Source organism: Marilutibacter maris (assembly GCF_003233695.1).
In the GTDB taxonomy this organism is placed as follows: domain Bacteria; phylum Pseudomonadota; class Gammaproteobacteria; order Xanthomonadales; family Xanthomonadaceae; genus Marilutibacter; species Marilutibacter maris.
In genome coordinates, this window is record NZ_CP029843.1 from 1,285,479 (window position 1) to 1,302,283 (window position 16,805).

At 68.8% G+C, this 16,805-nt stretch carries 17 protein-coding genes and 1 tRNA gene; 10 read left to right on the top strand and 8 right to left on the bottom strand.

The window, feature by feature from the left end:
- Positions 1-345: 345 nt before the first annotated feature.
- Entirely contained in the window at positions 346-771 is a 426-nt protein-coding gene (locus C9I47_RS05670) for a hypothetical protein (protein ID WP_111265889.1), read from the top strand.
- 97 nt (positions 772-868) lie between these two features.
- Here the strand turns inward: C9I47_RS05670 and C9I47_RS05675 are convergent, their stop codons facing one another.
- Together C9I47_RS05675 and C9I47_RS05680 are read right to left on the bottom strand one after the other, a co-directional pair.
- Positions 869-1,657 carry a TIR domain-containing protein gene (locus C9I47_RS05675; RefSeq protein WP_111265890.1) on the bottom strand — a complete coding sequence of 263 codons (789 nt, stop codon included), beginning with the start codon at positions 1,655-1,657 and terminating at the stop codon, positions 869-871.
- A gap of 206 nt (positions 1,658-1,863) precedes the next feature.
- Positions 1,864-1,939, bottom strand: a tRNA-Phe gene (locus tag C9I47_RS05680).
- Between the two features lie 446 nt (positions 1,940-2,385).
- On the opposite strand from C9I47_RS05680, the gene C9I47_RS05685 reads away from it, so the two are divergent.
- Complete coding sequence (locus tag C9I47_RS05685) at positions 2,386-2,856, top strand: DUF6491 family protein (protein ID WP_223250293.1); 471 nt, start codon at positions 2,386-2,388, stop codon at positions 2,854-2,856.
- Positions 2,857-2,880: 24 nt separating this feature from the next.
- On the opposite strand, the gene C9I47_RS05690 is transcribed toward C9I47_RS05685, so the two are convergent.
- The 4 genes from C9I47_RS05690 to ftsY are packed head-to-tail and all read right to left on the bottom strand — an operon-like array spanning position 2,881 to position 6,915.
- Complete coding sequence (locus C9I47_RS05690; protein ID WP_111265891.1) at positions 2,881-3,156, bottom strand: oxidative damage protection protein; 276 nt, start codon at positions 3,154-3,156, stop codon at positions 2,881-2,883.
- 22 nt (positions 3,157-3,178) lie between these two features.
- A complete protein-coding gene (gene mutY / locus C9I47_RS05695; protein WP_407067502.1) occupies positions 3,179-4,321 on the bottom strand; it encodes an A/G-specific adenine glycosylase in 1,143 nt (380 codons plus the stop codon).
- Positions 4,318-5,601 carry an AsmA family protein gene (locus C9I47_RS17850; protein ID WP_223250294.1) on the bottom strand — a complete coding sequence of 428 codons (1,284 nt, stop codon included), beginning with the start codon at positions 5,599-5,601 and terminating at the stop codon, positions 4,318-4,320. The genes mutY and C9I47_RS17850 overlap by 4 nt, the downstream gene beginning before the upstream one ends.
- A gap of 9 nt (positions 5,602-5,610) precedes the next feature.
- A complete protein-coding gene (gene ftsY / locus C9I47_RS05700; RefSeq protein WP_111265893.1) occupies positions 5,611-6,915 on the bottom strand; it encodes a signal recognition particle-docking protein FtsY in 1,305 nt (434 codons plus the stop codon).
- Positions 6,916-7,043: 128 nt separating this feature from the next.
- On the opposite strand from ftsY, the gene rsmD reads away from it, so the two are divergent.
- The 8 genes from rsmD (at position 7,044) to C9I47_RS05740 (ending at position 13,428) form a co-directional block, all read left to right on the top strand.
- Complete coding sequence (rsmD, locus tag C9I47_RS05705) at positions 7,044-7,694, top strand: 16S rRNA (guanine(966)-N(2))-methyltransferase RsmD (RefSeq protein WP_111265894.1); 651 nt, start codon at positions 7,044-7,046, stop codon at positions 7,692-7,694.
- Positions 7,695-7,764: 70 nt separating this feature from the next.
- Entirely contained in the window at positions 7,765-8,274 is a 510-nt protein-coding gene (gene coaD / locus C9I47_RS05710) for a pantetheine-phosphate adenylyltransferase (RefSeq protein WP_111265895.1), read from the top strand.
- Positions 8,275-8,363: 89 nt separating this feature from the next.
- The gene (locus C9I47_RS05715) at positions 8,364-8,852 is read left to right on the top strand and encodes a hypothetical protein (protein WP_111265896.1); all 489 of its coding nucleotides are present in this window, start codon (positions 8,364-8,366) and stop codon (positions 8,850-8,852) included.
- Between the two features lie 274 nt (positions 8,853-9,126).
- Positions 9,127-9,375, top strand: coding sequence for a YfhL family 4Fe-4S dicluster ferredoxin (locus C9I47_RS05720; protein ID WP_111265897.1), 249 nt, complete (start codon positions 9,127-9,129; stop codon positions 9,373-9,375).
- Between the two features lie 38 nt (positions 9,376-9,413).
- Positions 9,414-11,180: a gamma-glutamyltransferase gene (ggt, locus tag C9I47_RS05725; RefSeq protein WP_111265898.1), complete on the top strand. Its 1,767-nt coding sequence runs from the start codon at positions 9,414-9,416 to the stop codon at positions 11,178-11,180.
- Positions 11,181-11,309: 129 nt separating this feature from the next.
- The gene (locus tag C9I47_RS05730; protein WP_111265899.1) at positions 11,310-12,200 is read left to right on the top strand and encodes an MBL fold metallo-hydrolase; all 891 of its coding nucleotides are present in this window, start codon (positions 11,310-11,312) and stop codon (positions 12,198-12,200) included.
- Positions 12,197-13,015: a TMEM43 family protein gene (locus C9I47_RS05735; RefSeq protein ID WP_111265900.1), complete on the top strand. Its 819-nt coding sequence runs from the start codon at positions 12,197-12,199 to the stop codon at positions 13,013-13,015. The genes C9I47_RS05730 and C9I47_RS05735 overlap by 4 nt, the downstream gene beginning before the upstream one ends.
- Entirely contained in the window at positions 13,015-13,428 is a 414-nt protein-coding gene (locus tag C9I47_RS05740; RefSeq protein ID WP_111265901.1) for an MAPEG family protein, read from the top strand. The genes C9I47_RS05735 and C9I47_RS05740 overlap by 1 nt, the downstream gene beginning before the upstream one ends.
- Before the next feature lie 40 nt (positions 13,429-13,468).
- Here the strand turns inward: C9I47_RS05740 and upp are convergent, their stop codons facing one another.
- Both upp and C9I47_RS05750 read right to left on the bottom strand, forming a co-directional pair.
- A complete protein-coding gene (gene upp / locus C9I47_RS05745; RefSeq protein WP_111265902.1) occupies positions 13,469-14,098 on the bottom strand; it encodes a uracil phosphoribosyltransferase in 630 nt (209 codons plus the stop codon).
- Between the two features lie 171 nt (positions 14,099-14,269).
- Positions 14,270-16,615: a TonB-dependent receptor plug domain-containing protein gene (locus tag C9I47_RS05750; RefSeq protein WP_111265903.1), complete on the bottom strand. Its 2,346-nt coding sequence runs from the start codon at positions 16,613-16,615 to the stop codon at positions 14,270-14,272.
- Positions 16,616-16,805: the final 190 nt, after the last annotated feature.

Sequence of the window (16,805 nt, forward strand, 5' to 3'; positions counted from 1 at the left end):
TCACGTGGTGTGGCAGGGATTGGAGCAGTAGTAGCAGCCGTTGACTTGGCGATGGTGTTTCCTGGCTTCCGCTACAGCTGAAGTGCAACTGTTGAAGTTCCCGAGATATGTGCTGTCAGTCGTTGGCATGAATGTGCATCCCTGTACGTGCACTTCATGATCTCCGTTGTTCTGAGCCCTGTTATTGACGTAGTAATTTGCCATGGTGGCTTCTTCCATTGACGCGGTCTCCCTGACCGCAACCACGTGCTACGCCGTATGCAGGAAATGGAGGACAGTGTGTTGTTGTCAGGATCAAACTCTCCCTGACACCGTTGTCAGGTGACAATCCGGGGGGGCAGATCGATGAAGTACCTGTTATGCCTGTTGCTGATCTCGATCGGAGTATCCGCCAGCGACGAGCTGTCGCTCGGTGGCATCGTGCTCGGGCAGTCGGAAGCCGCGGTGATAGAGGCGCTTGGCCCGTCCGGTGAGCGGGTCGAGGGGGAGGCCGACCATCTGCCGGTCAGGCTGTCCTGGCCTGGGCTGACCGTCAGGCTCGACGAGCAGGGCGTCGGCAGCATTGTCAGCACGGGCTCCCGATACTGCACGCCGTCGGGCGCGTGTCCGGGCATGTCCCGCGCCGAGGTGCAACATATTTATGGCGCCAGGCTCGAAACGGCGACGATGGGTGGCAATCCGGTCGGAAGGGTCTGGGACGACGGCTGCTGGCTGGGATTCCTGTACGACTCAGGCACGGTCCATGCGATTGAGGTGGGGTGCGTTCCGTGAGCGTGAATGGCCCTGGTTCGCGCCCTTCACAGTTCTCAGTCCAGTTGACGTCGTAAATGTACTTTGGGGCCTGACGTCATTTCCGAAGGGCCCTGGCTCACTTGTTCGTCGGGAACTCGCGTTTCAGTACAGCGAGTGCATCGCCAAAGGTATCGCGTATGTTGCCCTTGGGGAATCGAATCTGCTGGATGCCATCGATATTAGTAAATGCCTCCGTCCCATCCTCCAGCATGACTATGGCGCGGTCGAAACCGAGTGCGCCTTGAAATAAGCCAGCCTCATGAACGACGTTCTGTCGCGCGTGCAATCTGCCGTCTGCCGTTTCGTCCTCGCCTGTCATCACGAGAAAGGCGAATGAGCTCTTCTTTATCATTGAAGTCAATATGTCACGGATCGTATGTCCTGACCTGGAGCCGACCTCGTATGCCTCAACTTCGTATTGATGCTTGAAGTGAAGCATGTCTCTTAAATCCTTCCAAAGACCGCTCCTTCCATGCCCGAGGAACACTATCGGCTTCTCCAAGGTTGCCGGCGGTGGAATCCTACTCGCTTCGCGCTCGCGCTCGAAAACAGCGAATGTTTTATGAATTCGAATTCGATCCTGATTCGGTGCGGCTACTTCAACGAGAACACCGTTGTCCGCTTGTTGCAAGCGAACTTCGTAGTTTCCGACTCTAACGGTGTAGACGCCATTTTCGATTGCGATTCGGCGGTAGTCTGCGAAGAACTCTTCCACATCCTCGTGATGCCAAGTTCCTTCATCCGGCACCGTTATGTTCAGATAGTATGTGCGCTCGTTGTCAAGGCCTTGTAGTAGAAGCTCAGTTGCTTCTTGCAGCACTTCGGCCTTGAAACGGGTTAAGGAATACAGCTTTGAGAGCTTCATGCTTTAGTAGGTGTGCTGGAACGTGGCACAACATAGCAGGCGTTGCTTCCACTTGGATCGGTCGCGCGCGCGGAGCTGGTGCTCTAAGTGGATAAGGTCGTAGCCAGAGCGTGATCGCAGGCAGAGCGTGACCTCAGGGTCCATGGAGTGTAAGAAACAAAAAACCCCGCAAAGGCTGGAACCTTTGCGGGGCTTTCGTTTGATCATGGTGGCCGGGGAGGGAATCGAACCCCCGACACGGGGATTTTCAATCCCCTGCTCTACCAACTGAGCTACCCGGCCACGTCGCGGCGTTGCCATGCGGCGTGCCATGCGAGGAGCGGCATCATACGGATGCGCGAAGGATGTGGCAAGCCTGTGACGCGCGATCGTGGCGGGGCGCGGTTCGCGGCCACGCTGGCAGTGGCTGCCGGTACATCCGGGCGTACTGAACGGGGCCATGGGCGAGGGGGCGGCAGTCGCTGCGCGGGCGTCCGGCAGCCGATGGGCGGCGTGCTCGGTCGCGCCGCCGCCGCGCGCGGCCGGGATGAGCCGGGACGGGCGCCTGGGGGTGGCACGGACCGGCCCGGTAGCGATGTCCGCGCATCGGCGCCAGCCTGACGGCAGCTTAACCGGCGGCGCGGATCATGCGACTGTGGGTAGCCGGTCCGCGTACCAGTCATCAGAGCCGATGCGTGTCCGAGAGGCGCGCGGCGTCGGCGGCCCCCTTCGCAGCCATGGAGATCGAGATGAGCAAGATGTTTCCCCGCAAGCCGGCGCTGGGACGGGCCCTGCTGCTCGCCGCGGCCATGGCGGGAGGCCTGGCGGCCTGCGCGACCGGTCGGATCAGCGACGACGAACGGCTGGCGATCTATCGCGCCAATGCCGGCGAGCCGGTCAGGAGCTTCCGCTACTTCGGTCGTCTGGACGGCTGGACCTCGCTGGGCGGTAGCGCGCTGGCGGTCTGGACGCGTCCGCACGAGGCCTATCTGCTGGAGCTGGGCAGCCGCTGTCCGGATCTGGATTTCGCGATGGCGATCAGCATCACCAACCAGGGCGGGTCGGTCTATTCGCGCTTCGACAAGGTGTTGCCGCTGGGGCAGGGCGCGGCGCCGATTCCCTGTTTCATCCAGGAGATCCGGCCGCTCGACACCCGCGCGATCAAGGCCGAGGAGGCCGAGCTGCGCGAGGCCAAGACCGCGCCCCGCGAGGACGGCTGAGCCTCCCCCCGGGGCCGCGTGGCCTCAGTCCTGGCCGGTCGGCACGTAGCCGGCCGGCTGCTCGGCGCCGCCCTCGAACAGGAACTTCTCCATCTGTTCGGCAAGGAAGGCGCGGTGCTTGGAGTCCATCGGCGACAGCCGGTTCTCGTTGATCAGCATGGTCTGGTGGGCCAGCCACTTGGCCCACGCGGCCTTGCCGATGTGGGCGAACACGCGTTTGCCGAGCTCGCCGGGCCAGGGCACGAAGTCCAGGCCTTCGGTCTCGCGCTTCTCGTATTCGCAGTAGACGGTTCGGGGCATGCGCGGTCTCTTCCGGTATCGGTCAGTCGGTGTCGGGGCTGGCGTCGGGCGCGGGCGGACTGGCCGGTCCGCTCTCCAGCAGCTTGCGGATCGGCGCGGGGATGCCCAGCGCGCCGAGCTGGGCGCGTGCGACCCAGCGCAGGCCGTCATTGTCGCCGACCCGCTCGCGCAGCGCGATGCCGTGCCAGCGGCGCGGGTGCAGGGTCAACCGGTAGTGGCTGAAGGCGTGGGCGATCGCCGGTAGTGCGGCGCCGGCCTCCGGCGCGGCGGTGGTCGCCTGCTGCAGCCATTGCCGCGCCTGGGCCTCGTCGTCGGCCTGCGGCAGGGTCCACAGCGAGGCCCAGATGCCGGTCGGCGGGCGCTGTTGCAGCAGGACCCGGCCATCGGCGTCCTCCAGCCACAGCACCTGCGCCTCGCGCCGGGGCAGGGTCTTGCCGGGGCGCGGGGTCGGCAGCTCGCCGCTGCGGCCCTCGCGATGGGCGACGCAGTCGCCGTGCAGCGGGCACAGCAGGCAGGTCGGGTTGGCGCGGGTGCACAGGGTCGCGCCCAGGTCCATCTGCGCCTGGGTGTAGTCGGGCAGGCGGCCGCCGGGCAGCGATGGGCTGGCGACGTGGGCCTCGGCGTGGGTCCACAGCCGCTTCTCGACCTTCGGTGCGCCCGGCCAGCCCTCGACGCCGTGATAGCGGGCGAGCACGCGCTTGACGTTGCCGTCGAGGATGGCGTGGCGGTCGCCCCAGGCCTGCGACAGGATCGCCGCGGCGGTGCTGCGGCCGATGCCGGGCAGGGCGACCAGGGCGTCGAGGTCGCGCGGCAGTGCGCCGCCGTGCTGTTCGACGCAGGCGCGCGCCGCGGCGTGCAGGTTGCGGGCGCGGGCGTAGTAGCCCAGTCCCGACCACAGCGCCAGCACCCGTTCCTGCGGCGCCGCCGCCAGCGCCGGCAGGTCGGGCAGGGCGTCGACGAAGCGCTGGAAGTAGCCGATCACCGTCGTCACCTGGGTCTGCTGCAGCATGATTTCCGACAGCCACACCCGGTACGGCGTGCGCGGATGCTGCCACGGCAGGTCGTGGCGGCCGTGGTCGTCGAACCAGGCCAGCAGGCGGGAGGCGAAGCCGTCCTCGCCGGTGGCGCCTGGCGCGTCCTCGGTCGTACTGGGGCGACGGCTCACTGCTCGGCATCCTCCTCGAATTCGATCTCGACCCCGTGCAGGGTCGCGCCGCTGACCTCGACCCGCGGCGTGCTCAGCCGACCCTGCAGCGGCGGCAATGGATTGCCGTCGGCCAGGGTGTCGAACCAGTCCAGCAGCGCCGGCAGCCGCAGCCGCGCATCGAAGCGGGTGGCGTCGCGGGCCAGTCGCAGCCGCAGCGGATCGTCGCCGTCGGTCGCGCCCGCGTAGTCCAGCGAGAACGGCAGCGGCGAGTCGGACTGGCCCAGCGGCGGCGGCAGCGTCGGCCATGCCTGCGGCCAGCGGGCGATCTCGCCGCCCACGGCGATCTGCAGCAGGGCCGGTGTGCGTGCGCCATCGAGCGTCAGCCGGCCGCGGGCGCGCAGCGGCGGGATCGGGCTGTCATCGCCGTCGCCGCGCACGATCAGGCCCGCCGCGTCCAGCGACAGCCGCTGTCCGGCATGGCGCAGCGGCCCGTGGACGCCGATCCGCAGCGGCAGGTCGGTGTCGCCGTTGCGGTAGCGGGCCGATGCGCCCAGGCGCAGCGGTTCGACCGCGATGCCGTCCTCGTCCATGCGCAGTGGCCCGGACAGGCTCAGCGTCGCCGGCAGCGCGGTCGCGCCGGAGCGGATCTCGACCCCGCCGTCGGCGGCGACCGCGGTCGCGCGTTGTTCCAGCAGCGCCTGCGCTTCGTCCAGGGCGACCCGCAGGTCGAAGCCGGCCTCCAGTGGCGCATCGACGTAGCGCCCGCGCAGCTGTGCGGTCAGTGGGCGCCGCGGATCGAAGCGGGCGGCCGACAGCGCGATGTCGCGGATTTCCCAACCGTCGCCGGCGACATGGCCGTCGACGATGCCGATGCCGTCGGTCAGCAGCGGCAGCCGCGGTGTCTGCGACGATGGCGGCCGGCCCGCCATCCAACGTTGCAGTGCCGCCAGATCCAGCCGCGGCGCATCCAGCTCGACCCGCTGCACGGTCAGCTTCTGGCCCTTGCCCCGGATCGTCGACCACGGCAGCGCCAGCAGCAGGCGATCGGCTTCCAGCAGGGCGGTGGCGGTGCCGGGCTCGCGCACGCTGAGCTTGCGCAGCACCAGTTGCGGGGTGCCGCGCAGGCGGTACTCGGCGGGACCGGAGGCGCTGATTTCCAGCCCCAGCGCGGCGCCGGCGCGGTCGAGGATCAGGCCCGCCAGTTGCTGCGGCCGGCTCAGCCAGGCCAGCAGCAACGCAAGCAGCGCCGCCAGCGCGAGTACGGCCAGCAGCGCGCGTCGCTTGCGGCTCGCCGCCATCGTCGCGGGTCAGTCGCCGGAAGCGGTGCCGAGCGACTCCGGCAACAGTGCGTCGACGAAGGCGCCGGCGTCGAACACGCGCAGGTCCTCGGGGCGCTCGCCGATGCCGACGTAGCGGATCGGAATGCCGAATTCGCGCGCCAGCGCGAACAGCACGCCGCCCTTGGCGGTGCCGTCGAGCTTGGTCACCACCAAGCCGGTGACCCCGACCGCGGCATGGAACTGGCGCAGCTGGCTCAGCGCGTTCTGACCGGTGGTGCCGTCGATCACCATCAGCACCTCGTGCGGCGCGGCCGCATCGAGCTTGGCCAGGACCCGCTTGATCTTGCCCAGCTCGGCCATCAATCCCTGCTGGGTGTGCAGGCGGCCGGCGGTGTCGGCGATCAGCACTTCGGTGCCGCGCGCCTTGGCCGCCTGCAGCGCGTCGAACGCAACCGAGGCGGCGTCGGCATTCTGGCCCTGGGCGATCACCGGCACCCCGTTGCGCTCGCCCCAGGTCTGCAACTGGGCGACCGCGGCGGCGCGGAAGGTGTCGCCGGCGGCCAGCATCAAGGGGCGACCCTCGTCCTTGAAGCGGCGCGCCAGCTTGCCGATCGTGGTGGTCTTGCCGACGCCGTTGACGCCGACGGTCAGCAGTACGAAGGGCTTGGCGTCGCGGTCGATCCGCAGCGGCATCGCGACCGGTCGCAGCAGCTCGGTCAGGTCGCCGCGCAGCGCGGTGAGCAGGGCGCCGGCGTCGGCGAACTCGCGAGCCTTCATCCGCTTGCGCAGGTCCTCGACCAGCTCGGTGGTCGCGGTCACGCCGACGTCGGCAGTGATCAGCGCGGTCTCGATCTCGTCGAGCAGGTCGTCGTCCAGGCGCGGGTTGCGCGAGAACAGGCCGCCGAGGCTGCGCGCGAACGCACTGCCGCGCAGGCGCTCGCGCCAGCTGGCCTTGGCCGGCTTGTCAGCGGCTACGGGTTCGGCCTCGGGCTGGGTCGGCGTGGGTGCCGGCTCCGGATCCGTCGGTCCGGACGCGTCGTCGGCCTCGCTGCTGTCGCCCGCGTCCATCGCCGCGGCGATGATCTCGGCCGGTACCGGCTCGGGCGCGTCGTCGGCGTCCCCGCTGGCGGCCTGCCCGGGCTCCCGCTCCGGTTCCCGCGCCGGCGCTTCATCGGCGGCCGCTGCCGGTGGCTGCGGCGCTGGTTCGGGCCCAGGCTCGGACGCGGGCGACGGCGGCGCATCCGGAAACGCGGCGGCCAGTTCGGCGATGCGGCGTTCGGATTCGGCGTCGGTGGGCTTTTCGGACTTCTTGCGGCGGAAAAAACTGACCATCGATCAGGGGTATGGGGGGATATCGGGAAATGGGGGGTAATGCGCGAGAATGGCGACATGCTAGCACTGCGAATCCGGGTCGCCAGACGGGATCCATCCGATCAAGGCCGCCCGATGAGGACATCCCCATGAGTGGCGGACGGCGAGACGGCCGGCGCCGGCCAGGCCCCGCCGCGGCGCCGGCAGGGGGCGGCCCCGGCAGGGTCCGCCTGATCGGCGGACGCTGGCGCGGCACCCGCCTGGAGGTCCCCGCGGTCGCCGGGCTGCGGCCGACCTCGGACCGGGTCCGCGAGACCCTGTTCAACTGGCTGATGCCGACACTGCCGGGCGCGCGCGTACTCGACCTGTTCGCCGGCAGCGGCGCGCTGGGGCTGGAGGCGGTATCGCGCGGCGCCGCCGGCGCGGTCCTGGTCGAGCGCGATCGCGAACTGGCGCAGGCCCTGCGTGCGTTGGCGGCGCGACTGCCCGGCGGCGACGCGGTCGAGGTGGTCCAGGCCGATGCCCGCCACTGGCTGGATGCGGCGCCGCAGGCGGCCTTCGACATCGCCTTCGTCGACCCGCCATTCGCCGACGGATTGTGGGAGGCGGTGTTGCCGAGGCTGTCCGCCGCACTGGTCCCCGATGGCTGGTTGTACGTCGAGGCGCCGGCGACCGCGGCGCCGGCGCCACCGCCTGGCTGGACCCTGCACCGCGAGGGGCGTACCCGCGAGGTCCGTTACGCCCTGTATCGGCGCGGCGGCGGCGCGGTTTCTTCGCCGGCCAATGAATCGGCGGACTGATAGACTGGGCAGCGAATCCGGGCCATCGCCGGTATCCCGGCCGGGCCCCTCACTGGGAATGCACTGACGTATGACCGCGGCCCGCCAACGCATCGCCGTTTATCCCGGCACCTTCGACCCGATCACCAACGGGCACGTCGACCTGGTCAACCGCGCCGCACCGCTGTTCGAGCGGATGGTGATCGGGGTCGCCGAGAGTCCCGGCAAGGGACCGGCGCTGCCGCTGGCGCAGCGGGTCGAGCTGGCGCGCAAGGCGGTCGCCCAGCATGCCAACGTCGAGGTCCGCGGCTTCGACTGTCTGCTCGCGCATTTCGTCGCCGAGGTCGGTGGCGGGGTGCTGCTGCGCGGGCTGCGCGCGGTGTCCGACTTCGAGTACGAATTCCAGCTCGCCAGCATGAACCGCCACCTGATTCCCGAGGTGGAGACCTTGTTCCTGACGCCGGCGGAGCAGTACGGATTCATTTCCTCCTCGCTGGTGCGCGAGGTCGCCCGCCTGGGCGGCGACGTGTCGGGGTTCGTGCCCGCGGCCGTGGCCGAGGCCCTGCAGGCGGAGTGGCGGCGCGAGCGTCCGGCGTCATAATCCACCGTTTCCATGACCCGCACGATCGCGATCCACGCGATCCCGGTCCAAGAATTCCAACCCGTACGATCCAACCCGAGGGGAAACCCATGAAGATGTCCACCCGCCTGATCCTCGCCGCCTGTCTCACCCTGCCGGTCCTTGCCGCGTGCCAGAAGGAAGAAGCGACGGAAGTGGTCGAGGCCGCTCCGGTCGCCAAGCCGACCACCAACGACGACAACGCCTGGGCCGAGTACCTGACCGACGTGGTCAAGCGCAACGTCGGCGACGCCACCAGCGTGTATCTGTACACCCTGCCGGCCTCGGATTCGGCCGACTACGAGGGCGAGTACGCCCGTCAGCTGGAAAAGGCCCAGACCGACGTGATGCGCGGTGGCGTGGAAGGCACCCTGCTGGCCTACGGTTCGCCGGACTCGGCCAAGAGCGCCGACCTGGCGGTGGCCTCGTTCGAGCAGGCCCAGCCGGGCTCGATGAAGGGCGTGCGCGTGCTGTTCATCGGCAATCCGGCCGACAGCGACCGCGTCAAGGCCGCGGTCGAGCCGTCGGAAGCCGCGTTCCAGTTCGTCGAAGCCAAGTAAGCCGTGGAGGGCGTGGCCGCGTCGGCGGCCACGTCCGCATCGTTCCGGCCGCGCATGCCGCCGGCCGGGGCGCTTCTCCCGACGCGCTGCCCGCATCCCGCAGGCGATACACAGCGTCCCGCGAATTGCCCGCGCCGGCCCTTGCATGCCGCCGCCATCCCCCGCAAAGTCGGAGCGGTGTCCGCATCGGTTGAGCGACTCGCCGGAGTCGCCCCGCCGGAATCGCGAACCGTACCGCAGCCAACGAGCGCGAGTCGCACGACCGCGTGCCCCCATGTCCCTGAAGATCAACGAGCTCTGCGTCAATTGCGATGTGTGCGAGCCGGCCTGCCCGAACCAGGCGATCTCGCAGGGCGAAACCATCTACGTGATCGATCCGGCCCGCTGCACCGAGTGCGTGGGGCATTTCGACGAACCCCAGTGCGTCGTGGTCTGTCCGGTCGAGTGCATCGATCCCGACCCCGATCTTCCCGAAACGCAGGACCAGCTGTTGGCCAAGCTGGCGCGCCTGCAGGCGTCCTGAGCCGCTGATGGCGGCTCGTGTTCCACAGGAGTGAATAGATGCGCTTGATGCCGCGAACCTTGATCCTGATCGCCCTGCTGGTGCCGGCACTGCTGCCGTTGCAGGCCTGCGCCGAGCAACCGCAGGCCTCGAACCCGCGCGAGGCCGCGGTCGCGGCGACCCACCCGCCGGGCACGGCGATCGCCAGCGCGCATTCGCTGGCCACCGATGCCGGCCTGGAGATCATCGCCGCCGGCGGCAACGCCTTCGACGCCGCGGTCGCGGTCTCGGCGACGCTGTCGGTGGTCGAGCCGATCAGCTCGGGTCTGGGCGGCGGCGGTTTTTTCCTGTTGCACGACGCGCGCAGCGGCAAGGACGTGTTCGTCGACGCGCGCGAGACCGCGCCGGCCGCGGCTACTCCGGAAGCCTTCCTCGATGCCGACGGCAACCTCGACCGCGACCGCTCGGTCAACGGTCCGTGGTCGGCCGGCATTCCCGGTCTGCCGGCGGCACTGGTGCACGTGGCGCAGACGTATGGACGGCTGCCGCTGAAGCAGTCGCTGGCGCCGGCGATCCGGATCGCCCGCGAGGGCTTTCCGGTGTATGAGCGGATGGCACGCGGTTACGCCGCGCGCCGCGGGGTGATGGAGCGCTACCCCGGTACCCGCGCGGTGTTCCTCGCCGACGGCGACACCGTCGAGGAGGGCGAGCTGTTCCGCCAGCCCGATCTGGCGCGGACCCTGGAGCGCCTCGCCGACGGCGGCTTCGACGGGTTCTATCGCGGCGAGACCGCGCGCCTGCTGCTCGACGGCGTGCGCGCCGAAGGCGGCCAGTGGACCGCCGAGGAACTGGCCGGCTACCGGGTGCGCGAGCGCGAACCGCTGCGCTTCGACTACGACGGCTGGCAGATCGTCACCGCGCCGCCGCCGTCCTCCGGCGGCGTCGCCCTGGCGCAGATGCTGCAGGTGCTGGCGCCGTGGGACCTGGCCGCGCTGCCGCAGGGCGAGCGCGTGCACCTCACCGTCGAGGCGATGCGCCGCGCCTATCGCGACCGGACCTTCTATCTGGGCGATCCGGACTTCGTCGAGGTGCCGGTCGGCCTGCTGACCGACCCGGCCTACGCCGCCGGTCTGCGCGCCTCGATCAATCCCGACCGGGCGACCCCCAGCGACACGTTCTCCGGACGGCCTACGCCGCTGGAGGACGAGGAGACCACCCACTTCTCGATCATCGACGCCGAAGGCAACCGCGTCGGCGCGACCCAGACGGTGAACCTGCTGTTCGGCTCCGGTCTGGTCGCGCCCGGTACCGGGTTCCTGCTCAACAACGAGATGGACGACTTCGCGTTGAAGGCCGGCACCCCGAACGCGTTCGGGGTGATGGGCTTCGACGCCAACGCACCGGAGCCGGGCAAACGCATGCTCAGCTCGATGACGCCGACCTTCATGAGCTCGCCGGACCGGGTCGCCGTGCTCGGCACTCCGGGCGGCAGCCGCATCATCACCATGGTCCTGCTCGGCATCCTCGGTTACGCCGACGGCCTGTCCGCGCCGCAGGTCGCGGCGCTGCCGCGCTTCCATCACCAGTGGATGCCGGATGCGATCTCGATCGAAAAGGACGCGATGACTCCGGAAGTCGTCGCCGAACTGCGCGCGATGGGGCATACCGTCAACGTGCCCGGCGAAGAGGTCGCCGGCGGGCGCCGCTCCAGCGACAGCTGGGGCAACCTGCAGACGGTGTCGTGGGATCGGCGCAGCGATACCCTGGAAGGCGGCACCGATCCGCGCAACCCGGTGGGCAAGGTCGGAATCAGACCGACCCCTTGATCGCCACCGTGCCGTTCGTCGCGGCGACATGAACGCCGGCATGCGCATGCTGGCGGTCACGTCCCCGATGCACGGCGCCGGCGCTACCCTTGGATCACCCCCTGAGTCATCCGCACAGGCATTACCCGCATGAAGCTCTGGTCACTCCTGGGAAACAGTCAGAAGCTCGACGGTGGCGCGATGTTCGGCAACGCGCCGCGCGCGCTGTGGCAGCGCTGGGCGACGCCCGACGAGCACAACCGCATCGACCTGGCCTGCCGCGCGCTGCTGGCGACGCCGCTGGCCGGCAAGACCGTGCTGTTCGAGGCGGGCATCGGCGCGTTCTTCGAGCCGAAGATGCGCGAGCGCTACGGCGTGGTCGAGTCGCAGCACGTGTTGCTGGATTCGCTGGCCGCCGCCGGCTTCGGTCCGGACGACATCGACGTGGTCGTGCTCTCGCACCTGCATTTCGATCACGCCGGTGGAGTGTTGCGCGCCTGGCACGACGGCGAGCCGCCGCGACTGGTGTTTCCGAATGCGACCTACGTGGTCGGCCGCGACCACTTCGAGCGCGCGCGCCAGCCGCACCCGCGCGACCGCGCCAGCTTCATCCCCGAGCTGCCCGAGCTGCTGGAGAAGACCGGCCGGCTGGAGCTGGTCGATGGCGCGTACAGCCGCACGCTCGGCGACAGTGTCCGTTTCCATTACAGCGACGGACATACGCCGGGCCTGATGCTGGCCGAGATCGTCGGTCCGGAAAGCGTCGACGGCCAGCCCCATGGCGGGGTGGTGTTCTGCGCCGACCTGATCCCGGGGCGGCCGTGGGTGCACGTGCCGATCACGATGGGCTACGACCGCAACGCCGAGCTGCTGATCGACGAGAAGAAGGCCTTCCTCGCCGACAAGCTCGAGCGCAACGTGCATCTGTTCTTCACCCACGATCCCGGCTGCGCGCTGGCCCAGGTGGTGCGCGACGAGAAGGGCCGCTATGGCACCGCGCACGAGGTCGGAGAACTGCAGGCACGGGCATTGGCGGCATGAGTCGACCGCCGCGCACCGCGGCCGGCGGGTGGCGGTCGCGTCCGCGCAGGGCCTGCGCGTGCTTGCTGTTGGTGCTGGCGCTGGCCGGCAACGTCGCGCCCGCATTCGCCTGGCAGCCGCCGCCCGCGGCGCAGGTCGATGTCGAGCCGGTCGGTGAACCGGTCGGTGGCATCCAGACCGCTTCGGCGATCGTCGATCGCGACTTCGGAGTGTCGACGAAATCGGCCGGTCTCGACCGCCTGGTCGAGATGTACCAGTGGCGCCGCCAGGGCGACGAGTATCAGCGGGTGTGGAACGCGGCGCGGATCGATTCGTCGGATTTCGACGACGCTCACCGCAATCCGCCGTTCCTGCTCGACAACCGCCGCTGGTGGTCCGAGGACGCCCGGCTCGACGGCAGGCCGGTCGACCCCGAGGTGCTGCAGGCGCTGGGCGAGTGGCGGGTGTTCCGTCCGGGCTTCTCGCGCCTGCCGTTGAACATGGCGGCGACCTTCCAGCCGGAGGGCGATGGCCTGGGCAGTGCCGAAAATCCCCTGCAGCCGCAGATCGGCGATCTGCGCATCCGCTGGCGCGAACTGGTGCTGCCGCCGCTGCAGGAACGGGTGCTGTTCCGCGATGGCGCCTGGCGACTGCGGCCGTCCGCCGCCCCCGGCAGCGGGCGCGATGCCGGCGATGGCGGTCCGCATCGCGGCGATGCGGTGGCGGCCTCCGGTACGACCGAGGCCGACGATCTGTCGTGGTGGTGGCTGGCGTTGCCACTGGTATTGATTCTGATTCTGGCGTTGCGGCGCCGACCAAGGAAGGAGACCCCCTGATGAACGTGACGATGCCCGCGATCACCCTGCTGTTCGCATCGATCCTGGTGCTGCTCAAGCTCGTGCTGCTGACCCGGGTGAGCATGGCCCGCCGCAGCAGCAACATCGGTATCGGCAGCGGCGGCGATCCCTCGCTGCAGCGCCGGGTGCGGGTGCACGCCAACTTCATCGAGCAGGTGCCGATGGCGCTGTTGTTGATGGCCCTGGTTGAGATGGCGGGACTGGCCCCGGCCTGGCTTTGGGGCTTCGGCGTCGCGCTGTTGCTGGGACGCGTGCTGCACGCGATCGGCCTGTCCGGCAGCGCCGGCTATTCGTTCGGCCGCTTCACCGGCACCGCCCTGAGCTGGGGGATGATGCTGGCCGCGGCGGTGGCCGGACTGGTGCTGGCCGCGCGTCACCTGGGCGGCTGGTAGGCGGCCAGGCCCGCCGCGGTGGCGGGCCGCCAGGCACCACTCAGCCGCGGGTGCCGAAGATCTTGTCGCCGGCGTCGCCCAGCCCGGGCAGGATGTAGCCGACCTCGTTGAGGCGCTCGTCGACCGAGGCGGTATAGACCTCGACGTCGGGGTGGTGCGCCTCCAGCGCCTTCAGTCCCTCTGGCGCCGCGACCAGGAACAACCCCTTGATGCGCCGGCATCCGGCCGCCTTGAGCATGTCGACGGTGGCGATCAGGGTGCCGCCGGTGGCAAGCATCGGGTCCAGGATCAGCGCGGTGCGCTCGTCCATGCGTCCGGTCAGCTTCTCGTAGTAGCCGACCGGCTGCAGGGTCTGCTCGTCGCGCTGCAGGCCGACCACGCCGACCTTGGCCGCCGGGATCAGCTCCAGCACCCCCGGCAGCATGCCCAGGCCGGCGCGCAGGATCGGCACCAGGGTGATCTTGGCGCCCTTGATCTGGCGGGTGGAGACCGGCCCGGCCCAGCCCTCGACCGTGGTGGCCTCGGTTTCCAGGTCGGAGGTGGCTTCGTAGGTGAGCAGGGTGGCGACCTCGGAGGCGAGTTCGCGGAAGGTCTTGGTGCTGTTGTCGGCACGGCGCATCAGGCCGAGCTTGTGCTGTACCAGGGGATGGCGGACTTCGACGATCTTCATGGCGGGCATTCCTGTGCGATCGCGCAAGTCTGCATCAAGGGCGCTGTGCTGTCGAAGCCTGCGCCGTCGAAGCCGGGAACACCGGCGCGGGCGCCGCGGCGACGGGCACGACGCGCAAAAAGAAAAAAGCCGGCGCGGGGCCGGCTTCTTCGTGACGCGGTGGTGCGGCGGTCAGAACGACCAGCGCATGACCATCTGGTAGCTCGGGCCGGCCTCCTCGGTTTCCAGCTCGTACTCGTCGTAGTCGCGGTCGGTCTGGTCGCCCAGGGTGTCGAACTTGTGGAAGAACTCGTCCTTCGAGGCGTCCAGCAGGTTGGCCGCGGACAGGCGCACCGAGACGCGGTTGCCGAAGCGCTTCTCGACGAAGGCTTCCAGGTCGTCGCCGTACCTGACGGTGACCTCCTCGCCGAGGATGCGCTCGTAGGCATCGCCCTGCTTGCGGTAGGTCACGCCAAAGCTGGCCGCCAGCGCCGGCAGGTCCTGGATGAAGCCGATGTTGAACACGGACTTGGCCTGGTTGTTGAAGCGGCGCTCGCCCAGGAAGTCGTCGATCTTCGAATCCACCCACGAGTAGTTCAGGAACACGCCGGTGTTGTCCAGGCCGAAGGCGCTCAACGGCGTGGACAGGTCGAATTCGGCGCCCCAGACCTTGCCGTCGCCGATGTTGGCCGAGGTGAACACCCAGCTGTCGGCCGGTTCGGCGGCTATGGCCTCCTCGATGCTGGCGGCTTCGCCGTCCTCCACCATCTCTTCCCAGGTGTCGCGCATTTCCTCGCTCGGCGCGCCGGTGTTGACGACCTCGATCAGGTCCTTGACGTCGCGGTAGAAGAAGTTGATGCCGATCACGCCCTTGCGGCCCAGGCGGTGCTCCCAGCCCAGATCGATGCCGTTGGCGGTTTCCGGGTCCAGCTGCGGGTTGCCGATGTAGTCGTTGTCGCCGAATTCGCCGTCCAGCAGGGCCGGGATCATCTCGTTGAAGTTCGGGCGCTTGACGCTCCTGGCCAGCGACAGGTTGATGCGATCGGCGTCGGTCACGTCCCAGCGCAGGTGCATGGACGGCAGCAGCTCGTCGTAGTCCTTGCTGGCGGAACCTTCGACGTCGCCGTCCTCGCTGTAGCGGATCCTGGAGCGGGTGGTTTCGTAGCGCAGGCCCGCTTCCCAGGCCAGGATGCCGGCCTGGCCGTTGAACTGGATGTACGGATCGATGCGCTCTTCCTCGATGACCGATCCGATGATGCTGTCCGGCTGGTAGACCACCGGGTCGCCTTCGTTCTCCGCCTCCCACTCGAAGAAGGCGTAGGTGACGTCGCGCTCCTTGTCGCGGTAGTCGACGCCGAACTCCATCCCGACCGCGCCCAGAGAACGCATGTGCGCGATCTTGAGGCTGGTCTCGGCGTCCTTGGCGTCGATGTACTCGGCTTCGCCCTCGGACTCGTCCCACTCGCCGTTTTCGTAGACGTGCTCTTCCTCGCGCTCGAAGCTGTTGTCGGCGAAGCGGGCGTGGTCGAGGTCGAACTCGGTGATGCCGCCGGCCATCCCGAATCGGTACTCCAGGCCGGCGCCCCAGTTCTTCTGGTCGACGGTGGCCAGGCCCGGCACGTCGGCGGTGATCACGTCGCCATCGTCGTACTCCTCCTCGTACGACACCTCGGTCACGTCGCGGTCGGTCTTGACGTAGAAGGCGTCGATGCCGAGGCGGCCGGTTTCGCCGACGTCGACGGTGTAGCTGAAGTTGGCCGAGTAGTCGCGGCCGTCCTTGACCTCGACCTGATCCTCCCAGCTCGCCAGCTCTTCCTTCGACGGGTCGGTGAAACGGTCCGAACGCTTGTCCTTGCGGCGGTAGCGGTCCTGCACGTTGACGCCGGCCAGCACCCGGCCGCCGAGGGCCTCGCCGCTGGTCACCGCGCCGAAGGTCGGGTTCACCTCGCCGTCGAACCAGCGGTTCACGCCGACGCGGATGTAGTGGCCGTCGAACGCGTAGGCGTCGCGCAGGATGATGTTGATCGCGCCGGCGACGGCATCGCCGCTGCGGTTGGCGCTGTTGCTGCGCAGGATCTCGATGCGGTCGACCATTTCGGCGGGGATGCGATCGACCCAGAACGAACGGTCGTCGCCGGCGCCGGGTACCTTCTTGCCGTTGATCAGGACCTGGGTGTAACCGCCGGCGAGGCCGCGCAGCTGGGCGCCGTCGAACTCCATGACGTCGGAACCGACGAAGCCGACGCCGGGCACGCGCTTGACCATGTCGCCGACGGTGTTCGGCTCGAAGCGCTGGAAGTATTCGAGGTCGTAGGACAGCACCGGCTCGATGTCGAGCGTGCGGTTGCGGTAGGCGATCTCGCCCTGGACGACGACCGTGTCGAGTTGCTTGGCATCTTGCTTGGCATCCATGCCCTCTGCGCTGTTGCCCGCATCCGGCGTTTCGACGGACTGGGCGGCGGCCTGGTAGCTGGCCGGCAGCATGACGGCGCACAGCAGCGCTCGCGAGAGGCTGGTGGCCAGGAGGGTCTGCTTCATCGGGGTGGGTCCGGGTCTGGTCAAACCGGAATTTGTAGTTCGTTAAGATTTCCGTGTAGTGACACGGCGGCCGTGCGCGGTCATCGCCGTGAACCGCGAATGTCATGCGACCGGCATGGAGGGCGCACCGTCATGGCGCGATGCGCGCGCGAGCGACACGAAAGCGTCACCTGGGCCACGTAGAACATGT

Coding starts and splice junctions, on each gene's coding strand:
- C9I47_RS05675 (WP_111265890.1), bottom strand. CDS start 1,657: ATGAAGCTCTCAAAGCTGTATTCCTTAACCCGTTTCAAGGCCGAAGTG.
- C9I47_RS05670 (WP_111265889.1), top strand. CDS start 346: ATGAAGTACCTGTTATGCCTGTTGCTGATCTCGATCGGAGTATCCGCC.
- C9I47_RS05690 (WP_111265891.1), bottom strand. CDS start 3,156: ATGCCCCGAACCGTCTACTGCGAATACGAGAAGCGCGAGACCGAAGGC.
- C9I47_RS05685 (WP_223250293.1), top strand. CDS start 2,386: ATGAGCAAGATGTTTCCCCGCAAGCCGGCGCTGGGACGGGCCCTGCTG.
- ggt (WP_111265898.1), top strand. CDS start 9,414: ATGCGCTTGATGCCGCGAACCTTGATCCTGATCGCCCTGCTGGTGCCG.
- coaD (WP_111265895.1), top strand. CDS start 7,765: ATGACCGCGGCCCGCCAACGCATCGCCGTTTATCCCGGCACCTTCGAC.
- upp (WP_111265902.1), bottom strand. CDS start 14,098: ATGAAGATCGTCGAAGTCCGCCATCCCCTGGTACAGCACAAGCTCGGC.
- C9I47_RS17850 (WP_223250294.1), bottom strand. CDS start 5,601: ATGGCGGCGAGCCGCAAGCGACGCGCGCTGCTGGCCGTACTCGCGCTG.
- C9I47_RS05720 (WP_111265897.1), top strand. CDS start 9,127: ATGTCCCTGAAGATCAACGAGCTCTGCGTCAATTGCGATGTGTGCGAG.
- rsmD (WP_111265894.1), top strand. CDS start 7,044: ATGAGTGGCGGACGGCGAGACGGCCGGCGCCGGCCAGGCCCCGCCGCG.
- ftsY (WP_111265893.1), bottom strand. CDS start 6,915: ATGGTCAGTTTTTTCCGCCGCAAGAAGTCCGAAAAGCCCACCGACGCC.
- C9I47_RS05730 (WP_111265899.1), top strand. CDS start 11,310: ATGAAGCTCTGGTCACTCCTGGGAAACAGTCAGAAGCTCGACGGTGGC.
- C9I47_RS05715 (WP_111265896.1), top strand. CDS start 8,364: ATGAAGATGTCCACCCGCCTGATCCTCGCCGCCTGTCTCACCCTGCCG.
- C9I47_RS05750 (WP_111265903.1), bottom strand. CDS start 16,615: ATGAAGCAGACCCTCCTGGCCACCAGCCTCTCGCGAGCGCTGCTGTGC.
- C9I47_RS05740 (WP_111265901.1), top strand. CDS start 13,015: ATGAACGTGACGATGCCCGCGATCACCCTGCTGTTCGCATCGATCCTG.
- C9I47_RS05735 (WP_111265900.1), top strand. CDS start 12,197: ATGAGTCGACCGCCGCGCACCGCGGCCGGCGGGTGGCGGTCGCGTCCG.